Annotated in this window: 17 protein-coding genes; 4 read left to right on the top strand and 13 right to left on the bottom strand. The window is 54.4% G+C overall.

Annotated elements, in window-relative coordinates:
• Positions 1–10: 10 nt before the first annotated feature.
• A complete protein-coding gene (locus tag J4650_RS19150) occupies positions 11–328 on the top strand; it encodes a GIY-YIG nuclease family protein (protein ID WP_000928379.1) in 318 nt (105 codons plus the stop codon).
• Here J4650_RS19150 and J4650_RS19145 read toward each other — a convergent pair.
• Together J4650_RS19145 and J4650_RS19140 are read right to left on the bottom strand one after the other, a co-directional pair.
• Positions 315–818 (bottom strand): N-acetyltransferase, encoded by a 504-nt coding sequence (locus tag J4650_RS19145; protein ID WP_000908562.1) that lies wholly within the window; start codon positions 816–818, stop codon positions 315–317. The genes J4650_RS19150 and J4650_RS19145 overlap by 14 nt on opposite strands.
• Positions 812–1,336, bottom strand: a complete 525-nt coding sequence (locus J4650_RS19140; RefSeq protein ID WP_000884721.1) for an SCP2 domain-containing protein — start codon at positions 1,334–1,336, stop codon at positions 812–814. Before J4650_RS19140 ends, J4650_RS19145 begins: the two co-directional genes overlap by 7 nt.
• A gap of 216 nt (positions 1,337–1,552) precedes the next feature.
• Here J4650_RS19140 and J4650_RS19135 point away from each other — a divergent pair, with 216 nt between their 5' ends.
• From J4650_RS19135 to J4650_RS19125, 3 genes are all read left to right on the top strand, one after another.
• On the top strand, positions 1,553–2,548 hold the full coding sequence (locus tag J4650_RS19135) for a peptidase U32 family protein (protein WP_000421309.1): 996 nt from the start codon (positions 1,553–1,555) through the stop codon (positions 2,546–2,548).
• Positions 2,539–3,435 carry a U32 family peptidase gene (locus J4650_RS19130; RefSeq protein WP_077677855.1) on the top strand — a complete coding sequence of 299 codons (897 nt, stop codon included), beginning with the start codon at positions 2,539–2,541 and terminating at the stop codon, positions 3,433–3,435. The genes J4650_RS19135 and J4650_RS19130 overlap by 10 nt, the downstream gene beginning before the upstream one ends.
• 177 nt (positions 3,436–3,612) lie before the next feature.
• Complete coding sequence (locus tag J4650_RS19125; RefSeq protein WP_023994016.1) at positions 3,613–4,620, top strand: LLM class flavin-dependent oxidoreductase; 1,008 nt, start codon at positions 3,613–3,615, stop codon at positions 4,618–4,620.
• Between the two features lie 88 nt (positions 4,621–4,708).
• On the opposite strand, the gene mtr is transcribed toward J4650_RS19125, so the two are convergent.
• From mtr to rimP, 11 genes are all read right to left on the bottom strand, one after another.
• Positions 4,709–5,953: a tryptophan permease gene (gene mtr / locus J4650_RS19120; RefSeq protein ID WP_023994015.1), complete on the bottom strand. Its 1,245-nt coding sequence runs from the start codon at positions 5,951–5,953 to the stop codon at positions 4,709–4,711.
• Between the two features lie 153 nt (positions 5,954–6,106).
• A complete protein-coding gene (deaD, locus tag J4650_RS19115; RefSeq protein WP_000807252.1) occupies positions 6,107–7,996 on the bottom strand; it encodes an ATP-dependent RNA helicase DeaD in 1,890 nt (629 codons plus the stop codon).
• The gene (yrbN, locus tag J4650_RS19110; protein ID WP_010723222.1) at positions 7,989–8,069 is read right to left on the bottom strand and encodes a protein YrbN; all 81 of its coding nucleotides are present in this window, start codon (positions 8,067–8,069) and stop codon (positions 7,989–7,991) included. The genes deaD and yrbN overlap by 8 nt, the downstream gene beginning before the upstream one ends.
• A 105-nt stretch (positions 8,070–8,174) precedes the next feature.
• Positions 8,175–9,059 carry a lipoprotein NlpI gene (gene nlpI / locus J4650_RS19105; RefSeq protein WP_000802069.1) on the bottom strand — a complete coding sequence of 295 codons (885 nt, stop codon included), beginning with the start codon at positions 9,057–9,059 and terminating at the stop codon, positions 8,175–8,177.
• 109 nt (positions 9,060–9,168) lie between these two features.
• Positions 9,169–11,304 carry a polyribonucleotide nucleotidyltransferase gene (gene pnp / locus J4650_RS19100; RefSeq protein ID WP_001670767.1) on the bottom strand — a complete coding sequence of 712 codons (2,136 nt, stop codon included), beginning with the start codon at positions 11,302–11,304 and terminating at the stop codon, positions 9,169–9,171.
• A 241-nt stretch (positions 11,305–11,545) separates the two neighbouring features.
• Positions 11,546–11,815 (bottom strand): 30S ribosomal protein S15, encoded by a 270-nt coding sequence (gene rpsO, locus J4650_RS19095; RefSeq protein ID WP_000059465.1) that lies wholly within the window; start codon positions 11,813–11,815, stop codon positions 11,546–11,548.
• 150 nt (positions 11,816–11,965) lie between these two features.
• Positions 11,966–12,910, bottom strand: a complete 945-nt coding sequence (gene truB, locus J4650_RS19090) for a tRNA pseudouridine(55) synthase TruB (RefSeq protein ID WP_000089674.1) — start codon at positions 12,908–12,910, stop codon at positions 11,966–11,968.
• The gene (rbfA, locus tag J4650_RS19085) at positions 12,910–13,311 is read right to left on the bottom strand and encodes a 30S ribosome-binding factor RbfA (RefSeq protein ID WP_001040199.1); all 402 of its coding nucleotides are present in this window, start codon (positions 13,309–13,311) and stop codon (positions 12,910–12,912) included. Before rbfA ends, truB begins: the two co-directional genes overlap by 1 nt.
• A 220-nt stretch (positions 13,312–13,531) precedes the next feature.
• Positions 13,532–16,210, bottom strand: a complete 2,679-nt coding sequence (gene infB, locus J4650_RS19080; RefSeq protein ID WP_000133064.1) for a translation initiation factor IF-2 — start codon at positions 16,208–16,210, stop codon at positions 13,532–13,534.
• Positions 16,211–16,234: 24 nt separating this feature from the next.
• A complete protein-coding gene (gene nusA / locus J4650_RS19075; RefSeq protein WP_001031038.1) occupies positions 16,235–17,737 on the bottom strand; it encodes a transcription termination factor NusA in 1,503 nt (500 codons plus the stop codon).
• Positions 17,738–17,764: 27 nt separating this feature from the next.
• Positions 17,765–18,217 carry a ribosome maturation factor RimP gene (gene rimP / locus J4650_RS19070; RefSeq protein WP_000105461.1) on the bottom strand — a complete coding sequence of 151 codons (453 nt, stop codon included), beginning with the start codon at positions 18,215–18,217 and terminating at the stop codon, positions 17,765–17,767.
• Positions 18,218–18,308: the final 91 nt, after the last annotated feature.

Here is an 18,308-nt window from a genome sequence, read left to right as displayed (position 1 = left end):
GAAAATTATCATGCTGATGGCGACAATGACACCCTGGTATCTGTATCTGATTCGTACTGCAGACAATGCGCTTTACACCGGAATAACCACCGATGTGGCGCGTCGTTACAGGCAGCATCAAACGGGAAAAGGCGCAAAAGCATTACGGGGAAAAGGCGAGTTAACGCTGGCGTTTGCGGCGCAGGTCGGCGATCGCTCGCTGGCCCTGCGCATAGAGTATCGCATCAAACAGCTCACAAAGCGCCAGAAGGAGCGCCTTGTGACGGAACGCGAAGCGTTTGAGGCGCTGCTGTCCAGCCTGCAAACGCCGGTGCTTAAAAACGATTGAAGTGGTCGTGATACTCCACCAGCCCCGTCACGCCTTCCAGCGCATCCTCAGCCAAACGGTGTACCTGGAAAGCGCTTTCCGTACCGGGCCAACGGCAGTGAAGATCGTAATGCGCGGCCAGTTCAAAACCGAAGCGGCTATATAACGCCGGGTCGCCCAGCGTCACGACCGCCGCGTAGCCGAACTCGTTGAGCGAATCCAGCCCTTCATACACTAACTGGCGCGCCAGCCCTTGCCCGCGATACTTTTCATCGACCGCCAGCGGCGCCATGCCGACCCACTGTAAATCTTCGCCCTGCACATCAACCGGGCTAAAGGCGACATAGCCCACCACCTGGCCTTCATCATCCGTGGCCACCAGTCCGAGCGTCAGAAAACCATCTTCACGCAAATCGTGAACCAGCTTCGCTTCCGCATCGCTTTCGAATGAACGGCGTAACAGCGCATCAATACCAGGCGCATCAATGGGAATTTCTACTCGAATTAGCATGGTTCACCTACCGAGGTCTGTTTGGTTTCCGGCGAGTTTTTCATACCCGCCTCAACAAAATCCGCCAGTTGCAGCAGCATAACGCGTAACGCTTTCGGCATCTGCTCCAGTTCGATGGCGTCCATCAGATTCTTCACATACAACCCTAACTCAGTATCGCCTTCAATGACCAGTCGACGCTGGAAAAAGAGCGTATCCGGGTCCTGTTTACGGGCGGCAATCATTAGCAGATCGCTGGCGTCGGCGCTAAAACTGACGTCGGCATCCGCCTGCTGGCTAACGATCAGTTTTTCATTTTCAACCGTGGTATACCATTTTAAGTCGATGTCACGAACATGAATGCTTAACCAACGACCTTCGAGGAATTCCAGCTCTCCATCGGCCAGCGCCTGACGAAACTGCCAGCTCAGAACCTGTTCCAGAACCTGGCGCTTTAGCGCAAAGGGCGTCAGTTTAACCGGTACACTCATCAGAGACGGGCCAGCATGGACTAAGCGTGAACGCAGTTTATCTAACACGAGCTTTACTCCCTGTTTCAATAGTCCTGTTATTTTGCCATATCCAATAAATCACATGGCGGCGTAAATCAACAATTGGGTCTGATTTTCTACCCCATTATTGGTGTTACCAATACGCCTTTAACTGCCTTAAATCAAAAATTGTCGCAGCAAGGTTAACTAAAATCCCTGTTCGTTAACAATTTTGCGTCTCAGACGTAACCCTCAGGATAAATTATGGAGCTGCTCTGCCCTGCCGGAAATCTCCCGGCGCTGAAGGCGGCCATCGAAAACGGCGCTGACGCCGTTTATATCGGGTTAAAAGACGATACCAATGCCCGTCATTTTGCCGGCCTTAACTTTACCGAAAAAAAATTGCAGGAAGCGGTGAGTTTTGTTCACCAGCATCGCCGCAAATTACACATCGCCATTAATACTTTTGCGCATCCGGACGGCTATGCCCGCTGGCAGCGCGCCGTGGATATGGCGGCGCAGCTTGGCGCCGACGCGTTGATTCTCGCCGACCTCGCTATGCTGGAATATGCCGCAGAGCGTTACCCGCATATTGAGCGCCATGTTTCCGTTCAGGCCTCGGCAACCAACGAAGAGGCGATTCGCTTTTATCACCGCAACTTTGATGTCCACCGCGTAGTACTGCCGCGTGTACTGTCGATTCACCAGGTAAAACAACTGGCCCGCGTCACGCCGGTGCCGCTGGAGGTATTCGCGTTTGGCAGCCTGTGCATTATGGCGGAAGGTCGCTGCTATCTTTCTTCTTATCTGACGGGGGAGTCGCCCAATACCGTCGGCGCCTGCTCGCCCGCCCGCTTTGTCCGCTGGCAGCAAACGCCGCAGGGGCTGGAATCGCGCCTGAATGATGTCCTGATTGACCGTTACCAGGATGGCGAAAACGCAGGCTACCCAACGCTGTGTAAAGGCCGCTATTTAGTGGACGGCGAGCGCTATCACGCGCTGGAGGAGCCAACCAGCCTGAACACGCTGGAACTGCTGCCGGAGCTCATGGCGGCGAACATCGCTTCGGTGAAGATCGAAGGCCGCCAGCGCAGCCCGGCCTACGTCAGCCAGGTGGCGAAAGTGTGGCGCCAGGCGATCGATCGCTGCAAAGCCGCCCCGCAAAACTTCGTTCCACAGCGCGACTGGATGGAGACGCTCGGCGCGATGTCCGAAGGCACCCAAACCACGCTTGGCGCATATCACCGTAAATGGCAGTGAGAGGAGCTATGAAATATTCCTTAGGACCGGTGCTTTATTACTGGCCGAAAGAGACGCTGGAAGATTTTTATCAGCAGGCCGCAAAAAGCAGCGCTGATGTCATTTATCTGGGCGAAGCGGTGTGCAGCAAGCGTCGCGCAACCAAAGTCGGCGACTGGCTGGAAATGGCGAAATCCCTCGCCGCCAGCGGTAAGCAGGTGGCGCTCTCCACCCTGGCGCTGGTACAGGCGTCATCTGAATTAAGCGAGCTGAAACGCTATGTGGACAACGGCGATTTTCTGCTGGAAGCCAGCGATCTTGGCGTGGTGAATCTGTGCGCCGAGCGCAAACTGCCGTTTGTCGCCGGCCATGCGCTGAACTGCTACAACGCGGTCACGCTGCGCCGGTTGCTGAAAGAAGGCATGGTACGCTGGTGTATGCCGGTGGAGCTGTCCCGCGACTGGCTGGTGAATTTGCTTAATCAGTGCGATGAACTGGGCATCCGCAATCAGTTTGAAGTGGAAGTGTTGAGCTACGGGCATCTGCCGCTGGCCTACTCCGCTCGCTGCTTTACCGCCCGTTCGGAAGACCGCCCGAAAGATGAGTGCGAAACCTGCTGTATCAAGTATCCAAACGGTCGTGACGTGCTCTCGCAAGAGAATCAGCAGGTGTTTGTGCTTAACGGTATTCAGACCATGAGCGGCTATGTCTATAACCTTGGCAACGAACTGACGTCGATGCAGGGATTGGTCGATATCGTGCGGCTGTCGCCGTTGGGTACGGAGACATTTGCCATGCTTGATGCCTTTCGCGCTAACGAAAACGGCGGCGCGCCATTAGCGCTTGCCGCGCATAGCGACTGCAACGGCTACTGGAAGCGGCTGGCCGGGCTGGAGCTACAGTCCTAGCCGGATGGCGGCATCAATACCTTATCCGGCCTACAAATAGCGATCCCGTAGGCCCGATAAGCGCAGCGCCATCGGGTATTGTTTTTGCCGTCAGTCTCATAAAGCTCACTTTGTTAACAACATTCGCTAATCTTTAATGCAGTATTAAAAGATTAACCGGTAACAAAGTGAGCCGTTATGACTGACAAAACTATTCCGTTCTCGGTGCTGGATCTGGCGCCGATCCCTGAAGGATCTTCGGCAAAAGAAGCCTTCACGCACTCGCTGGATCTCGCACGGCTGGCTGAAAAGCGCGGTTATCACCGCTACTGGCTGGCAGAACATCACAACATGACCGGTATCGCCAGCGCGGCGACCTCGGTATTGATTGGTTATCTGGCGGCCAATACCACAACATTACATCTTGGCTCCGGCGGCGTGATGCTGCCTAACCATTCACCGCTGGTGATTGCCGAGCAGTTCGGCACGCTGAATACGCTCTATCCGGGACGTATCGACTTAGGGTTGGGACGCGCGCCGGGTAGCGATCAGCCGACGATGCGCGCGCTACGTCGCCATATGAGCGGCGATATCGATAACTTTCCACGCGATGTCGCAGAGCTGGTGGACTGGTTCGACGCTCGCGACCCTAATCCGCATGTGCGCCCGGTGCCCGGCTACGGCGAGCAGGTCCCGGTCTGGCTGCTGGGCTCCAGCCTGTATAGCGCGCAACTGGCGGCCCAGCTTGGTCTGCCGTTCGCCTTTGCTTCGCATTTCGCGCCGGATATGTTGTTCCAGGCGCTGCATCTGTACCGTACCCAGTTCAAACCTTCAGCGCGGCTGGAAAAACCGTACGCGATGGTGTGTATCAATATTATCGCCGCCGACAGCAACCGCGACGCCGAATTCCTGTTTACCTCCATGCAGCAGGCTTTCGTGAAGCTACGCCGTGGGGAAACCGGCCAACTGCCGCCGCCGATTGAGAATATGGAGACCTTCTGGTCGCCATCCGAGCAGTATGGCGTGCAACAGGCGCTGAGTATGTCGCTGGTCGGTGATAAGGCGAAAGTGCGACACGGGCTGGAGGCTATCTTGCGTGAAACCCAGGCTGATGAAATTATGGTTAACGGCCAGATTTTTGATCACCAGGCGCGGCTACACTCATTTGATTTGGCGATGGATGTGAAGCAGGAATTGTTGGGGTAGTACAATTTGTGCCGGATGGTGGCTGCGCCTTATCCAGACTACTCAATCTCTGTAGGCCCGGTAAGCGTAGCGCCACCGGGCAATTTTTCTACTGGTACACTGGCAGCAGGTTAACGCTCGACAGGATATGGATAACCGCATTGCCGACACCGAAGACCAGAATCAGGGCAATCATCGGTTTACCGCCCCAGACACGGAATTTCGGGCTGCCGAAACGTTCGCGGGATTTACGTGCCAACAGCGCTGGCACAATGGCAGCCCAGATAGTTGCAGCTAAACCTGCATAACCAATGGCGTACAGAAAACCGTTCGGCCACAGCAGGCCACCGACAATTGGCGGGACAAACGTCAGCAGTGCCGTTTTGAAACGCCCCATTGCCGAGTCATCAAAACCAAACAGATCCGCCAGATAGTCAAACAGCCCCAGCGTCACGCCGAGGAAGGAACTGGCGACCGCAAAGTTAGAGAACACCACCAGCAGCAGATCCAGGCTGCGGCTGTTCAGCACGCCGCTCAACGCCTGTACCAGCACATCAATATTGCCGCCTTTCTGCGCAATGCCGATAAATTCCGGACGTGGGATGTTGCCCATCGTCCCCAGCAGCCAGACGGAATAGAGCGCCAGCGCCAGTAACGTCCCATAAATCAGGCATTTCACGATGGTGCGCGGATCTTTGCCGTAATATTTCATCAGGCTCGGTACGTTACCGTGATAACCAAAAGAGGCCAGACAAAATGGCAGCGTCATCAGCAGGTACGGCGTATATGACGCGTGGCTTTCAGCCACGTTAAACAACGTGGCAGGCTGAACGTGCCCTAACAGGCTGCCGAAGGTCAGGAAGAAAGTAATCACTTTCGCGCCCAGCACAATCGCCGTCATCCGGCTGACCGCCTCCGTACTCAGCCACACAACAAACGCCACCAGTAGCGCAAAGGCAAAACCTGCCGCTCGCGCCGGAACGTTCAGTGACATCTCAGCAAAGGTATGATGCAGAATCGAGCCGCTCGCCGAGATATAGGCGTAAGTCAGGATGTAGAGCACAAAGGCAATAGAAATGCCGTTAACAATGTTCCAGCCTTTCCCCAACAGATCTTTGGTGATGGTGTCGAAACTGGAGCCAATACGATAGTTCAGGTTGGCTTCGAGGATCATCAGCCCGGAGTGCAGCATACAAAACCAGGTAAAGACCAGCGCCGCCATCGACCAGAAGAACCACGCCCCGGACATGACCACCGGCAGGGAGAACATCCCCGCGCCAATGATGGTGCCGCCGATAATCACCACGCCGCCAAGCAACGAAGGTGACGTTTGGGTGGTGGTAAGTGTTGCCATTCAGCTCTCTCTCCAGTCATTTATAATGTGACTATCTCTCAATACGTTGCACTGTACCAGTACATGAGTACAAAAGAAATAAAAAAAGCCCCGATTGTGACGATCGGGGCTGTATATTTTACTTTACGCTGTGAATGCGCAGGTCAGCGTGAGTTACGCATCACCGCCGAAACGACGGCGACCGGTAGAGTCATCACGACGCGGACCACGGCTTTCACGACGCTCGCCGCTGAAGCGACGACCATCACCACGACCACCTTCACGACGTTCGCCGCTGAAATTACGACCGCCTTCACGACGTTCGCCACTGAAGCTACGACCACCGCCGCGACGTTCGCCGCCCGCGTGCGGAACCGCATCACCCAACAGCTGCATATTCATCGGCTTGTTCAGAATGCGGGTACGCGTGAAGTGCTGGAGCACTTCGCCCGGCATACCTTTCGGCAGCTCGATGGTGGAGTGAGACGCGAACAGCTTAATGTTGCCAATGTAACGGCTGCTGATGTCGCCTTCGTTAGCGATAGCGCCCACGATATGACGAACTTCAACGCCGTCATCACGGCCCACTTCAATGCGGTATAACTGCATATCGCCAACGTCACGACGTTCACGACGCGGACGTTCTTCACGATCGCCACGCGGGCCACGGTCATTACGCTCGCGCGGACCACGGTCGTCACGGTCACGGAATTCACGCTTAGGACGCATCGGCGCATCCGGCGGCAGAATCAGCGGACGCTCGCCCTGCGCCATTTTCAGCAGTGCGGCGGCCAGCGTTTCGAGATCCAGCTCTTCACCTTCAGCAGACGGCTGGATTTTCGCCAGCAACGCACGGTACTGATCCAGATCGCTGCTTTCCAGTTGCTGCTGAACTTTCGCGGCGAATTTTTCCAGACGGCGTTTGCCCAGCAGTTCTGCGTTCGGCAGTTCCACTTCCGGAATGGTCAGCTTCATGGTGCGTTCGATGTTGCGCAGCAGACGACGCTCGCGGTTCTCAACGAACAGCAGCGCGCGACCGGCGCGACCCGCACGACCGGTACGACCGATACGGTGAACGTAGGACTCGGAGTCCATCGGGATATCGTAGTTCACCACCAGGCTGATACGTTCAACGTCCAGACCACGTGCCGCAACATCGGTGGCGATCAGGATGTCCAGACGACCATCTTTCAGGCGTTCCAGAGTCTGCTCACGCAGCGCCTGGTTCATATCGCCATTCAACGCGGCGCTGTTGTAGCCGCTACGTTCCAGCGCTTCTGCTACTTCCAGGGTCGCGTTTTTGGTACGCACGAAGATAATCGCCGCATCAAAGTCTTCCGCTTCCAGGAAACGCACCAGCGCTTCGTTTTTACGCATACCCCAGACAGTCCAGTAGCTCTGGCTGATGTCAGGACGGGTAGTCACGCTGGACTGAATGCGCACTTCCTGCGGCTCTTTCATAAAGCGGCGGGTAATGCGACGAATCGCTTCCGGCATGGTGGCGGAGAACAGAGCGGTCTGATGACCTTCCGGGATCTGCGCCATAATAGTTTCAACGTCTTCGATGAAGCCCATACGCAGCATTTCGTCGGCTTCATCCAGCACCAGACCACTCAGTTTAGAGAGGTCGAGGGTGCCGCGTTTTAAGTGATCAAGCAGACGTCCCGGCGTACCGACAACGATCTGCGGCCCCTGACGCAGGGCGCGTAACTGCACGTCATAACGCTGACCGCCGTACAGGGCAACCACGTTTACGCCGCGCATGTGTTTAGAGAAATCCGTCATGGCTTCGGCAACCTGTACCGCCAGTTCGCGGGTTGGCGCCAGCACCAGAATCTGAGGTGCCTTCAGCTCAGGATCAAGATTGTTGAGCAGCGGTAAAGAGAACGCTGCGGTTTTGCCGCTACCGGTCTGGGCCATGCCCAGCACGTCGCGACCGCCCAGCAGATGCGGAATGCACTCTGCCTGGATTGGAGATGGTTTTTCGTAACCCAGATCGGTAAGGGCTTCAAGGATAGGAGCCTTCAGCCCCAGATCTGCAAAAGTGGTTTCGAATTCAGCCATGTAGTACGTGTGCCTCAAAATTAATGGCGGCCAGTCTACATAACTCATCATGAAATTGATCTGCAATTTTCATTGAAAAGTGTGAACCGGCTCAAAGTAGGTGTATTAACGAACAACAACGCCCTCACCCGCGAAGGTGATGGCAATCAAAAAGATTACGGGCTGATATGTTCGTCAGCTATTGCTGGTCCGATTCTGCCAGGTCATCTTGGTCCTGGCCCAGGAGCGATAATTCCAACAATGCGTATCGGTGCTCAACAAAGTTATGAACGTTGTTGGCCACCGCCAGTTTGAACAGAGCCGTGGCGCTGTCCAAATCCCCCAGACTTAGGTAATACTTACCTAAATAGAAGTTGGTTTCACTGAGATGCTCAGCGAGCGAGGTGTTATCCGTTGCGTCCGCCTTGAGCCTTTCCATCAGCGTTGCTTCGCTAATGTCGCCCAGGTAGAACTCGACAATGTTCCATCCCCATTGCTCTTTATCCGATTTTTCGAAGCGTGCTTTTAACGCTTCTTTCGCCTGCTTCTCATTAAGCTTCTGCTCAACAAGATACAGCCACAGGCTGCGGTAAGGATCATTGGGATCGTCTTGATAAAACGCCAGCAGATCATCTTGCGCTAACTTATCACGGCCGCCGTAATACAATGCGATACCGCGGTTTAAGTGCGCGTAGTTGTAAGTTGGATCAAGCTCTAGTACAGAATCAAACGCTTCATAGGCAGCATCAAAATTGCCTGCCTGCGTTAAATAAATGCCTAAGTAATTGAATACTTCAGGCATATCCGGTCTGATTGCCAGCGCTTGTGAAAAATCATTTCGCGCTAATGCCCTCAAACCAAGACTATCATACAACACTCCGCGCTCATATAAAAGCTGTGCGCGTTCGTCATCGGTTAAAGCCCGACTGGCAAGAATCTGTTCCATACGCGCCAGAATCACTTCCTGCTGTAAAGTCGGTTGCAATGGTACTGCGAGGACTTCACTTTTACGCCAAGCGGAATTACTGCATCCTGCAAGCGTAAGTGCTGTCGCAACGAAACACCAGCGCAAAAAAGGCTTCATTTCCCACTCCCGAAGACAACGATTGAATGAACGTCCTGTTCCCCGGTGGCTCAACAAGGCGTCCAGCCAGGTCTAAAGCCCTCCGCACTGCGGAGGGCAAAAGGCTACCTTACTCGGCCTGTTCGCTCGCCGGAGCTTCCGGCGCAGCCGCAGGTTGAGACTGCTCGGTTGCTTCTTTAATGCTCAGACGTACACGGCCCTGGCGGTCAACTTCCAGAACCTTAACCGGGACTTCCTGACCCATCTGCAGATAGTCGGTCACTTTCTCTACACGCTTATCCGCGATTTGAGAGATGTGAACCAGACCTTCTTTACCGCCGCCGATGGCAACAAACGCGCCAAAGTCAACGATACGGGTCACTTTACCATTGTAGATACGGCCGACTTCGATCTCTGCGGTGATCTCTTCGATACGACGGATAGCGTATTTCGCTTTTTCACCGTCGGTCGCCGCGATCTTCACAGTACCGTCATCTTCAATTTCGATGGTGGTGCCGGTCTCTTCAGTCAGCGCGCGGATCACAGAACCGCCTTTACCGATCACGTCTTTGATCTTGTCCGTACTGATCTTGATGGTATGGATACGCGGCGCAAATTCAGAGATATCGCCGCGCGGCGCGTTGATCGCCTGTTCCATCACGCCCAGGATGTGCAGACGCGCACCTTTAGCCTGGTTCAACGCAACCTGCATGATCTCTTTGGTGATACCTTCAATTTTGATATCCATCTGCAGCGCAGAGATACCGTCGCGGGAACCCGCCACTTTGAAGTCCATATCGCCCAGGTGATCTTCGTCGCCCAGAATGTCAGACAGTACAACGTAGTTGTCGCCTTCTTTCACCAGACCCATAGCGATACCTGCTACGGCGGCTTTAATTGGCACGCCAGCGTCCATCAGCGCCAGAGAAGCGCCGCACACGGAAGCCATAGAAGAAGAACCGTTGGATTCGGTGATTTCAGACACCACGCGAACGGTGTACGGGAATTTATCCATGTCCGGCATCACTGCCAGCACGCCGCGCTTCGCCAGACGACCGTGACCAATTTCACGACGCTTCGGAGAACCGACCATGCCGGTTTCGCCTACGGAGTACGGAGGGAAGTTGTAGTGGAACAGGAAGCTGTCAGTGCGCTCGCCCATCAGTTCATCAAGCACCTGCGCGTCACGGGCAGTACCCAGAGTCGCGGTAACCAGCGCCTGCGTTTCACCACGGGTAAACAGAGCGGAACCGTGAGTACGCGGCAGTACGCCAGTGCGCACGTCCAGACCACGGATCATGTCTTTTTCACGGCCATCAATACGCGGCTCGCCTGCCAGTACGCGGCTACGCACCACGTTTTTCTCGATGGCGTGCAGGATTTCGCCCAGCTCGTTAGCATCCAGAGTTTCATCTTCTGCAATAAGCTGCTCGATGGTTTCGGATTTGATTACGTCAACCTGAGCATAGCGCTCTTGTTTATCGGTAATGCGGTACGCGTCGCTCAGACGAGATTCAGCAAGCGCAGCAACACGCGCGTTCAACGCGTCGTTGACGGCTTCCGGCTGCCAGTCCCAACGCGGTTTACCGGCTTCTTTCACCAGATCGTTGATCGCCTGGATAACAACCTGCTGCTGCTCGTGACCGAATACCACCGCGCCCAGCATAGTGTCTTCGCTCAGCAGTTCAGCTTCGGATTCCACCATCAGCACAGCCGCTTCGGTACCGGCAACCACCAGGTCCAGCTTGCTTTCTTTCAGCTCGTCCTGGGTTGGGTTCAGCACGTACTGGTCATTGATGTAACCTACGCGCGCCGCGCCGATTGGGCCGTTGAACGGAATGCCGGACAGCGACAGCGCAGCGGATGCGCCGATCATGGCAACGATGTCTGGGTTAACCTGCGGGTTAACGGAAACGACGGTCGCAATAACCTGCACTTCGTTAACGAAGCCTTCCGGGAACAGCGGACGAACCGGGCGGTCAATCAGACGCGCAATCAGGGTTTCGCCTTCGCTTGGACGGCCTTCACGACGGAAGAAGCTGCCCGGGATACGACCAGCAGCGTAGGTACGCTCCTGATAGTTAACGGTCAGTGGGAAGAAGTCCTGGCCTGGCTTGGCTTTTTTCTGGCCGACAACGGTAACGAATACGGCGGTGTCATCCATGCTTACCATAACAGCGGCAGTGGCCTGACGCGCCATCATGCCAGTTTCCAGCGTAACGGTATGCTGACCGTACTGGAATTTACGAACGATCGGATTAAGCAAAATAATATCCTTTCCAATTTTTGACGGCATAATACGCGCCGTCGTTAATACCCGATCTTCTGCGCATCCTCGCGACTAATGACAACCCTAACCCTGATATGGGTAAAGCCTCTCATTAGCCGCGCGAACCTCTGCAACGGAAGATCATTCATAGCAACAATACATTAGTTTCCAGCGAATTGCTGCCATCTGCTGGAAAAAAGGGGCCATGAAGGCCCCCTCTTTCTGAAACTCGAAAGAATTAGCGACGCAGACCCAGACGCTCAATCAGCGCGGTGTAGCGTGCAACATCTTTACGTTTCAGGTAGTCGAGCAGTTTACGACGCTGAGAAACCATACGCAGCAGACCACGACGGCTGTGGTGATCTTTTTTATGCTCTGCAAAGTGACCCTGCAGGTGGTTAATCTGTGCAGTCAACAGAGCAACCTGAACATCGGTAGAACCGGTGTCGTTTGCGTCACGACCGAACTCAGAAACGATTTTAGCTGTAGCTTCAGTACTTAGAGACATTTTAAAACTCCAAAGTATTTAAGAATGAGAGGACGCCGATCTCTAATTCAGCGATCCCAGTGTACGCCGCGTAAACTGTTAAATAATTTACGCGACGTTAAGCGGCGGTATTCTACTCGCAGCGCTCTCTTATCGCAAGACGAAGCGACATTACGCCGGGTACTCTACTACCAGCCGACGAGGCGCGACACGGCCTTCGTCGTCAATTTCGCCCATACCGATAAATTTATCGTCTTCACCTTCCGTCACACGAACCAGTCCCTTCAACGGCGCGCCCGTGGTACGAACCGGGTTGCCATTTTTGAAGTATACCGAAGATGTTAATGGCAGATTAACAACAGGATAGTCCGAAGCTGGACTGTCCATTGGCATCAATAATGGATCGAGCAACTGCGCCGCCGGAACGCCCTGCTGTTCCGCCTGTGCTACCAGCGTCTGCAAATGCTCCAGCGTCACCATACGATCCACCGGATACTTGCTGACCGTCAGACGACGCAGGTACGTTACGTGCGCGCCACAGCCCAGTTTCTCACCTAAATCATCAATAATGGTACGAATATAGGTGCCTTTGGAGCAATGAACTTCCAGCTCCAGCTCGTTACCTTCATGGCGAATAAACAGCAGCTCATAGACGGTAATCGGGCGGGCTTCGCGCGGCACTTCGATACCCTGGCGGGCATATTCGTACAGTTTCTTGCCCTGATACTTCAGCGCCGAATACATCGAGGGAATCTGTTCGATATCCCCACGAAAGGTCTCCAGCGCGCTCGCAAGCTGCTCAGCGCTGAAAGTCACCGGACGCTCCTGCACGATTTGACCATCGGCGTCAGAGGTATCCGTGCGCTGCCCCAGACGGGCAATAACACGATAGCGTTTGTCAGAATCCAGCAGGTACTGCGAAAATTTTGTCGCTTCGCCGAGGCAAATCGGCAACATGCCGGTCGCCAGCGGGTCCAGCGCGCCGGTATGCCCGGCGCGGTTGGCATTGTAGATGCGCTTAACTTTCTGCAGCACGTCATTGCTGGACATACCCTGCGGCTTATCCAGCAGCAGAACGCCGTGAATGTCGCGGCCACGACGACGAGGACGACTCATCAGTCCTCCTTGCTGTCGTCCGGGTTCACACGACGTTCTTCGTCATGTTTCACCACGTTAGTCACCAGGTTGGACATACGCATCCCTTCCACCAGCGAGTTGTCGTAGAAGAAGGTCAGTTCCGGTACGATGCGCAGACGCATCGCTTTACCCAGCAAGCTGCGGATGAAACCAGACGCTTCCTGCAACGCTTTGATGCCCGCTTTTACTGCGTCTTCATCTTTGTCGTTCAAAAAGGTGACAAACACTTTGGCATAGGCCAGGTCACGGGACATTTCGACACCGGAGACGGTAGTCATCATGCCCAGGCGCGGGTCTTTAATTTCGCGCTGCAGGATGATTGCGATCTCTTTTTGCATCTCTTGCGCTACGCGCTGAGGGCGACCAAATTCTTTCGCCATAATAAATTCTCCAGAATAAAGACAAAAAAGGGGCCATAAGCCCCTTTTTAAATTTCTTGCCGGGTGGCGCTTCGCTTACCCGGCCTACGCCTAATCATCTTCTAAGGATTTTGGATTGCAACAAGGCGGCAAGCTCGTAAATCCCCGGGAGCATAGATAACTATGTGACCGGGGTGAGCGAGCGCAGCCAACGCCGTTGCGGCCCAAAAGACGACGAAGATTAAGCGATGGTACGTTGGATCTCGATAATTTCGAATACTTCAATCATATCGCCAACGCGAACGTCGTTGTAGTTCTTCACGCCGATACCACATTCCATGCCGTTACGGACTTCGTTAACGTCATCTTTGAAGCGGCGCAGGGATTCCAGCTCGCCTTCATAGATAACCACGTTGTCGCGCAGTACGCGGATTGGGTTATGGCGTTTAATCGTACCTTCGGTAACCATACAGCCCGCGATCGCGCCGAATTTCGGCGATTTGAACACATCGCGCACTTCAGCCAGACCGATGATCTGCTGTTTCAGTTCCGGAGACAGCATACCGCTCATCGCCGCTTTCACTTCGTCGATCAGGTTATAGATGACGGAGTAGTAACGCAGATCCAGGCTTTCAGATTCGATCACTTTACGCGCAGAGGCATCGGCACGAACGTTGAAGCCCACCAGAATGGCGTTGGACGCCGCAGCCAGGGTCGCGTCGGTTTCGGTGATACCACCTACGCCAGAACCGATGATCTTCACTTTCACTTCGTCGGTAGACAGTTTCAGCAAAGAGTCGGAGATCGCTTCCACAGAACCCTGTACGTCGGCCTTCAGCACGATGTTCACTTCGTGAACTTCGCCTTCGGTCATGTTGGCGAACATGTTCTCGAGTTTAGATTTCTGCTGACGAGCCAGTTTAACTTCACGGAATTTACCCTGACGATACAGAGCCACTTCACGCGCTTTCTTCTCGTCGCGAACCACGGTCACTTCGTCACCCGCAGCCGGAACGCCGGACAGGCCGAGGATTTCCACCGGAATGGACGGACCCGCTTCCAGCACTTCCTGACCCAGTTCGTTACGCATCGCACGCACGCGACCGTATTCGAAGCCACACAGCACGATATCGCCCTTATGCAGCGTACCTTCGCGTACCAGAACGGTAGCCACCGGACCACGACCTTTATCCAGGAAGGATTCGATAACCGCACCGCTCGCCATACCTTTGCGTACCGCTTTCAGTTCCAGAACTTCGGCCTGCAGCAGGATAGCGTCCAGCAGTTCGTCGATACCGGTACCTGCTTTCGCAGACACGTGAACGAACTGGCTCTCGCCGCCCCACTCTTCCGGCAGAATGCCGTACTGGGACAGTTCGTTCTTAACGCGATCCGGATCGGCTTCCGGCTTATCGATTTTGTTCACCGCAACCACGACCGGCACACCTGCCGCTTTCGCGTGCTGGATAGCTTCGATAGTCTGCGGCATCACGCCGTCGTCTGCCGCTACCACCAGAACCACGATATCCGTTGCCTGCGCACCACGAGCACGCATAGAAGTAAACGCGGCGTGGCCCGGGGTGTCCAGGAAGGTGATCATCCCGTTGTCAGTTTCAACGTGGTAGGCACCGATGTGCTGGGTAATGCCGCCCGCTTCGCCAGAGGCCACTTTCGTGGAACGAATGTAGTCCAGCAGAGAGGTTTTACCGTGGTCAACGTGGCCCATGATGGTCACAACCGGTGCGCGCGGTTCAGCCGCAGCGCCGGTATCACGGTCGCTCATTACCGCTTCTTCCAGTTCGTTTTCACGACGCAGGATAACTTTGTGGCCCATCTCTTCGGCAACCAGCTGTGCGGTTTCCTGGTCGATGACCTGGTTGATGGTGGCCATGGCGCCCAGCTTCATCATCGCTTTGATGACCTGAGAACCTTTCACCGCCATCTTGTTCGCCAGTTCGCCAACGGTGATGGTTTCACCGATCACCACGTCGCGGTTAACGGCCTGAGCGGGCTTCTGGAAGCCTTGCTGTAAAGAAGATCCTTTACGCTTGCCGCCTTTACCGCCGCGAACCGCAGCACGCGCTTCTTCGCGATCGGCTTTAGATTCGGCATGTTTGCCTTTTTTCGCCGGACGCGCCGCTTTTGCATTACGGCCACGACCACGACCGCCTTCTACTTCACGATCGTTTTCGTCTTCGGCCTGGCGAGCGTGCTGAGAAGTGGTGACATGATAGTCACTGGTGTCTTCTACTGGCTCAGGCGTTGCGGTCCATTTGTTTTCTTCCGCCATGCGGCGAGCTTCTTCTGCTACACGACGCGCTTCTTCTTCGAGTTTGCGACGTGCTTCTTCTTCCGCTTTACGCTTCAGCTCTGCAGCTTCATTCTCACGGCGGGCTTTTTCGGCCTGGGCGGTTTTGGTCATATCGTCAGTCTGTTGATTGCTCACTTTGTCTTTTTCCGCAGCTTCACGTTTCGCTTTTTCAGCGGCTTCACGCTTAGCTTGTTCTGCGGCCTCGCGTTCAGCTTTTTGTTGCGCCTCGCGTTTGGCCTGTTCTTCTGCCTCACGACGGGCTTGCTCTTCCGCTTCACGCTGCGCCTGCTCTTCCGCGGCCAGGCGTTCAGCCTCTTGCGGATCGCGTTTCACAAAGGTGCGCTTCTTGCGGACTTCGATTTGTACCGATTTACTTTTTCCACCGGTACCTGGAATGTTCAGGGTGCTGCGCGTCTTACGCTGCAGCGTCAGTTTATCGGGACCAGAAACCGCTTCGCGGTTCAGGTGCGCCAGTAAAGTCTGTTTTTCTTGTGCGGACACAGAGTCGTCAGCAGATTTCCGGATACCTGCATCAGCAAACTGCTGTACCAGGCGATCCACGGAAACCTGTCTCTCTGCGGCCAGCGCTTTTAGGGTTACATCTGTCATGCTGTTCCTTCCTGCTACAGTTTATTACGCTTCGTCGCCGAACCAGCAAATATTACGGGCAGCCATAATCAGCTCACCGGCTTTTTCGTCGGTCAACCCTTCGATATCAGCCAGATCATCAATGCCCTGGTCGGCGAGATCTTCCAGCGTACAAACACCACGAGCCGCCAGTTTGAAAGCCATATCGCGATCTAATCCTTCCAGATTCAGCAGATCGTCAGCCGGTTTGTTATCACCGAGGCTTGCTTCCTGGTCCTGCGCCAGAGTGGCCAGTGCGTTTTTAGCACGCTCGCGCAGTGCTTCAACGGTCGGCTCATCAAGGCCGTCAATTTCCAGCAGTTCTTTCATTGGCACATAGGCCAGTTCTTCGAGCGTGGAGAAACCTTCTTCTACCAGAACGGTCGCGAACTCTTCATCAATATCAAGATATTTAGTAAAGATCTCGATAGCGGCATGTGCTTCAGCCTGATGTTTAGCCTGCAAGTCATCAACGGTCATTACGTTGAGTTCCCAGCCGCTCAATTGCGAAGCCAGGCGGACGTTCTGACCATTACGTCCGATCGCCTGCGCCAGATTACCGGCTTCAACGGCGATATCCATGGTATGTTTATCTTCGTCCACCACGATAGACGCGACGTCTGCCGGCGCCATCGCATTAATGACGAACTGCGCCGGGTTATCATCCCACAGCACGATATCGATACGCTCACCGCCCAGTTCGGTAGAGACCGCCTGAACGCGCGCGCCGCGCATCCCCACGCAAGCGCCGACCGGATCGATACGTTTATCGTTGGTTTTCACTGCGATTTTCGCACGAGAACCCGGATCGCGAGCCGCCGCTTTAATTTCAATCACTTCTTCGCCGATTTCCGGCACTTCAATGCGGAACAGTTCGATCAGCATTTCCGGCTTGGAACGGGTGACGAACAGCTGCGCGCCACGCGCTTCCGGTCGAACAGCATACAGCACGCCGCGAATACGGTCGCCCGGACGGAAGTTTTCGCGCGGCAGCATATCTTCACGCAGAATCACCGCTTCAGCGTTACCGGCCATCCCTTCGGATTTAATTTCCAGAGAGATATTGTCGCGGTTCACTTTCTTCACCACGCCAGTGACGATTTCGCCTTCCTGGTCGCGGAACTGATCGACAACCATCGCGCGTTCAGCTTCACGGACCTTCTGTACGATAACCTGTTTCGCAGTCTGCGTGGTGATACGGTCAAAGGTGACAGATTCAATCTGATCTTCAACATAGTCGCCGACATTCAGGCTTTCGTCTTCAAAACGCGCCGCTTCCAGCGTAATTTCCTTCGTCGGCATGGTCACTTCTTCAACGATCAACCAACGGCGGAAAGTATCAAAATCACCGCTTTTACGATCGATTTCTACACGAACATCGATCTCCTGCTCATATTTTTTCTTTGTTGCTGTCGCCAGCGCACTTTCCAGCGCTTCAAAAATTTTTTCGCGTGGCAGCGCTTTTTCGTTGGAGACGGCTTCAACAACAGCCAAAATTTCTTTGTTCATCGCGGGCTTTTCACCTCATCCAGACTGTTAAAAGTGGGGAACCAGGTTCGCCTTCTGGATATTACTCAGCGCGAACACTTCATCTTTGCCTTCGACTGTGACGGTAATCATTTCACCGTCCACCGCTTTGATAATGCCCTGCCACTTGCGACGGTTCTGTACCGCCATGCGAAGAACCAGCGCGACTTCTTCACCCTGGAAACGCGCATAATGATCGGCAGTGAACATAGGACGGTCGAGACCCGGTGACGAGACTTCAAGGTTGTAAGCCACGGAGATAGGATCTTCAACGTCCAGCACCGCGCTTACCTGGTGGCTCACATCAGCACAATCATCAACATTGATGCCATCTTCACTATCAATATAGATGCGCAGTGTGGATGTGCGACCGCGAATAAATTCGATGCCGACCAGCTCGTAGCCTAAGGCTTCAACTGGCGCTGTAATCATCTCTGTTAATTTTTGCTCTAATGTGGACAAGCCCACCCCCAAGACATAAAAAAAGGGCCTAAAGCCCAGTTATTCTGTAGTCAGATAACAAAAAACCCCGATAAATCGGGGCTTTAGATAA

This window comes from Salmonella sp. 32120201201600049SM (assembly GCF_017572835.1).
Classification (GTDB): domain Bacteria; phylum Pseudomonadota; class Gammaproteobacteria; order Enterobacterales; family Enterobacteriaceae; genus Salmonella; species Salmonella enterica.
This window is presented reverse-complemented; position numbering and strand designations above follow the sequence as displayed.

Bases quoted from the DNA above. Each gene is read 5' to 3' on its own strand.
- rpsO (WP_000059465.1), bottom strand. From the start codon at position 11,815: ATGTCTCTAAGTACTGAAGCTACAGCTAAAATCGTTTCTGAGTTCGGT.
- truB (WP_000089674.1), bottom strand. From the start codon at position 12,910: ATGAGTCGTCCTCGTCGTCGTGGCCGCGACATTCACGGCGTTCTGCTG.
- J4650_RS19150 (WP_000928379.1), top strand. From the start codon at position 11: ATGCTGATGGCGACAATGACACCCTGGTATCTGTATCTGATTCGTACT.
- infB (WP_000133064.1), bottom strand. From the start codon at position 16,210: ATGACAGATGTAACCCTAAAAGCGCTGGCCGCAGAGAGACAGGTTTCC.
- deaD (WP_000807252.1), bottom strand. From the start codon at position 7,996: ATGGCTGAATTCGAAACCACTTTTGCAGATCTGGGGCTGAAGGCTCCT.
- mtr (WP_023994015.1), bottom strand. From the start codon at position 5,953: ATGGCAACACTTACCACCACCCAAACGTCACCTTCGTTGCTTGGCGGC.
- rbfA (WP_001040199.1), bottom strand. From the start codon at position 13,311: ATGGCGAAAGAATTTGGTCGCCCTCAGCGCGTAGCGCAAGAGATGCAA.
- nusA (WP_001031038.1), bottom strand. From the start codon at position 17,737: ATGAACAAAGAAATTTTGGCTGTTGTTGAAGCCGTCTCCAACGAAAAA.
- J4650_RS19125 (WP_023994016.1), top strand. From the start codon at position 3,613: ATGACTGACAAAACTATTCCGTTCTCGGTGCTGGATCTGGCGCCGATC.
- J4650_RS19135 (WP_000421309.1), top strand. From the start codon at position 1,553: ATGGAGCTGCTCTGCCCTGCCGGAAATCTCCCGGCGCTGAAGGCGGCC.
- yrbN (WP_010723222.1), bottom strand. From the start codon at position 8,069: ATGAAAATTGCAGATCAATTTCATGATGAGTTATGTAGACTGGCCGCC.
- nlpI (WP_000802069.1), bottom strand. From the start codon at position 9,059: ATGAAGCCTTTTTTGCGCTGGTGTTTCGTTGCGACAGCACTTACGCTT.
- J4650_RS19145 (WP_000908562.1), bottom strand. From the start codon at position 818: ATGCTAATTCGAGTAGAAATTCCCATTGATGCGCCTGGTATTGATGCG.
- J4650_RS19130 (WP_077677855.1), top strand. From the start codon at position 2,539: ATGGCAGTGAGAGGAGCTATGAAATATTCCTTAGGACCGGTGCTTTAT.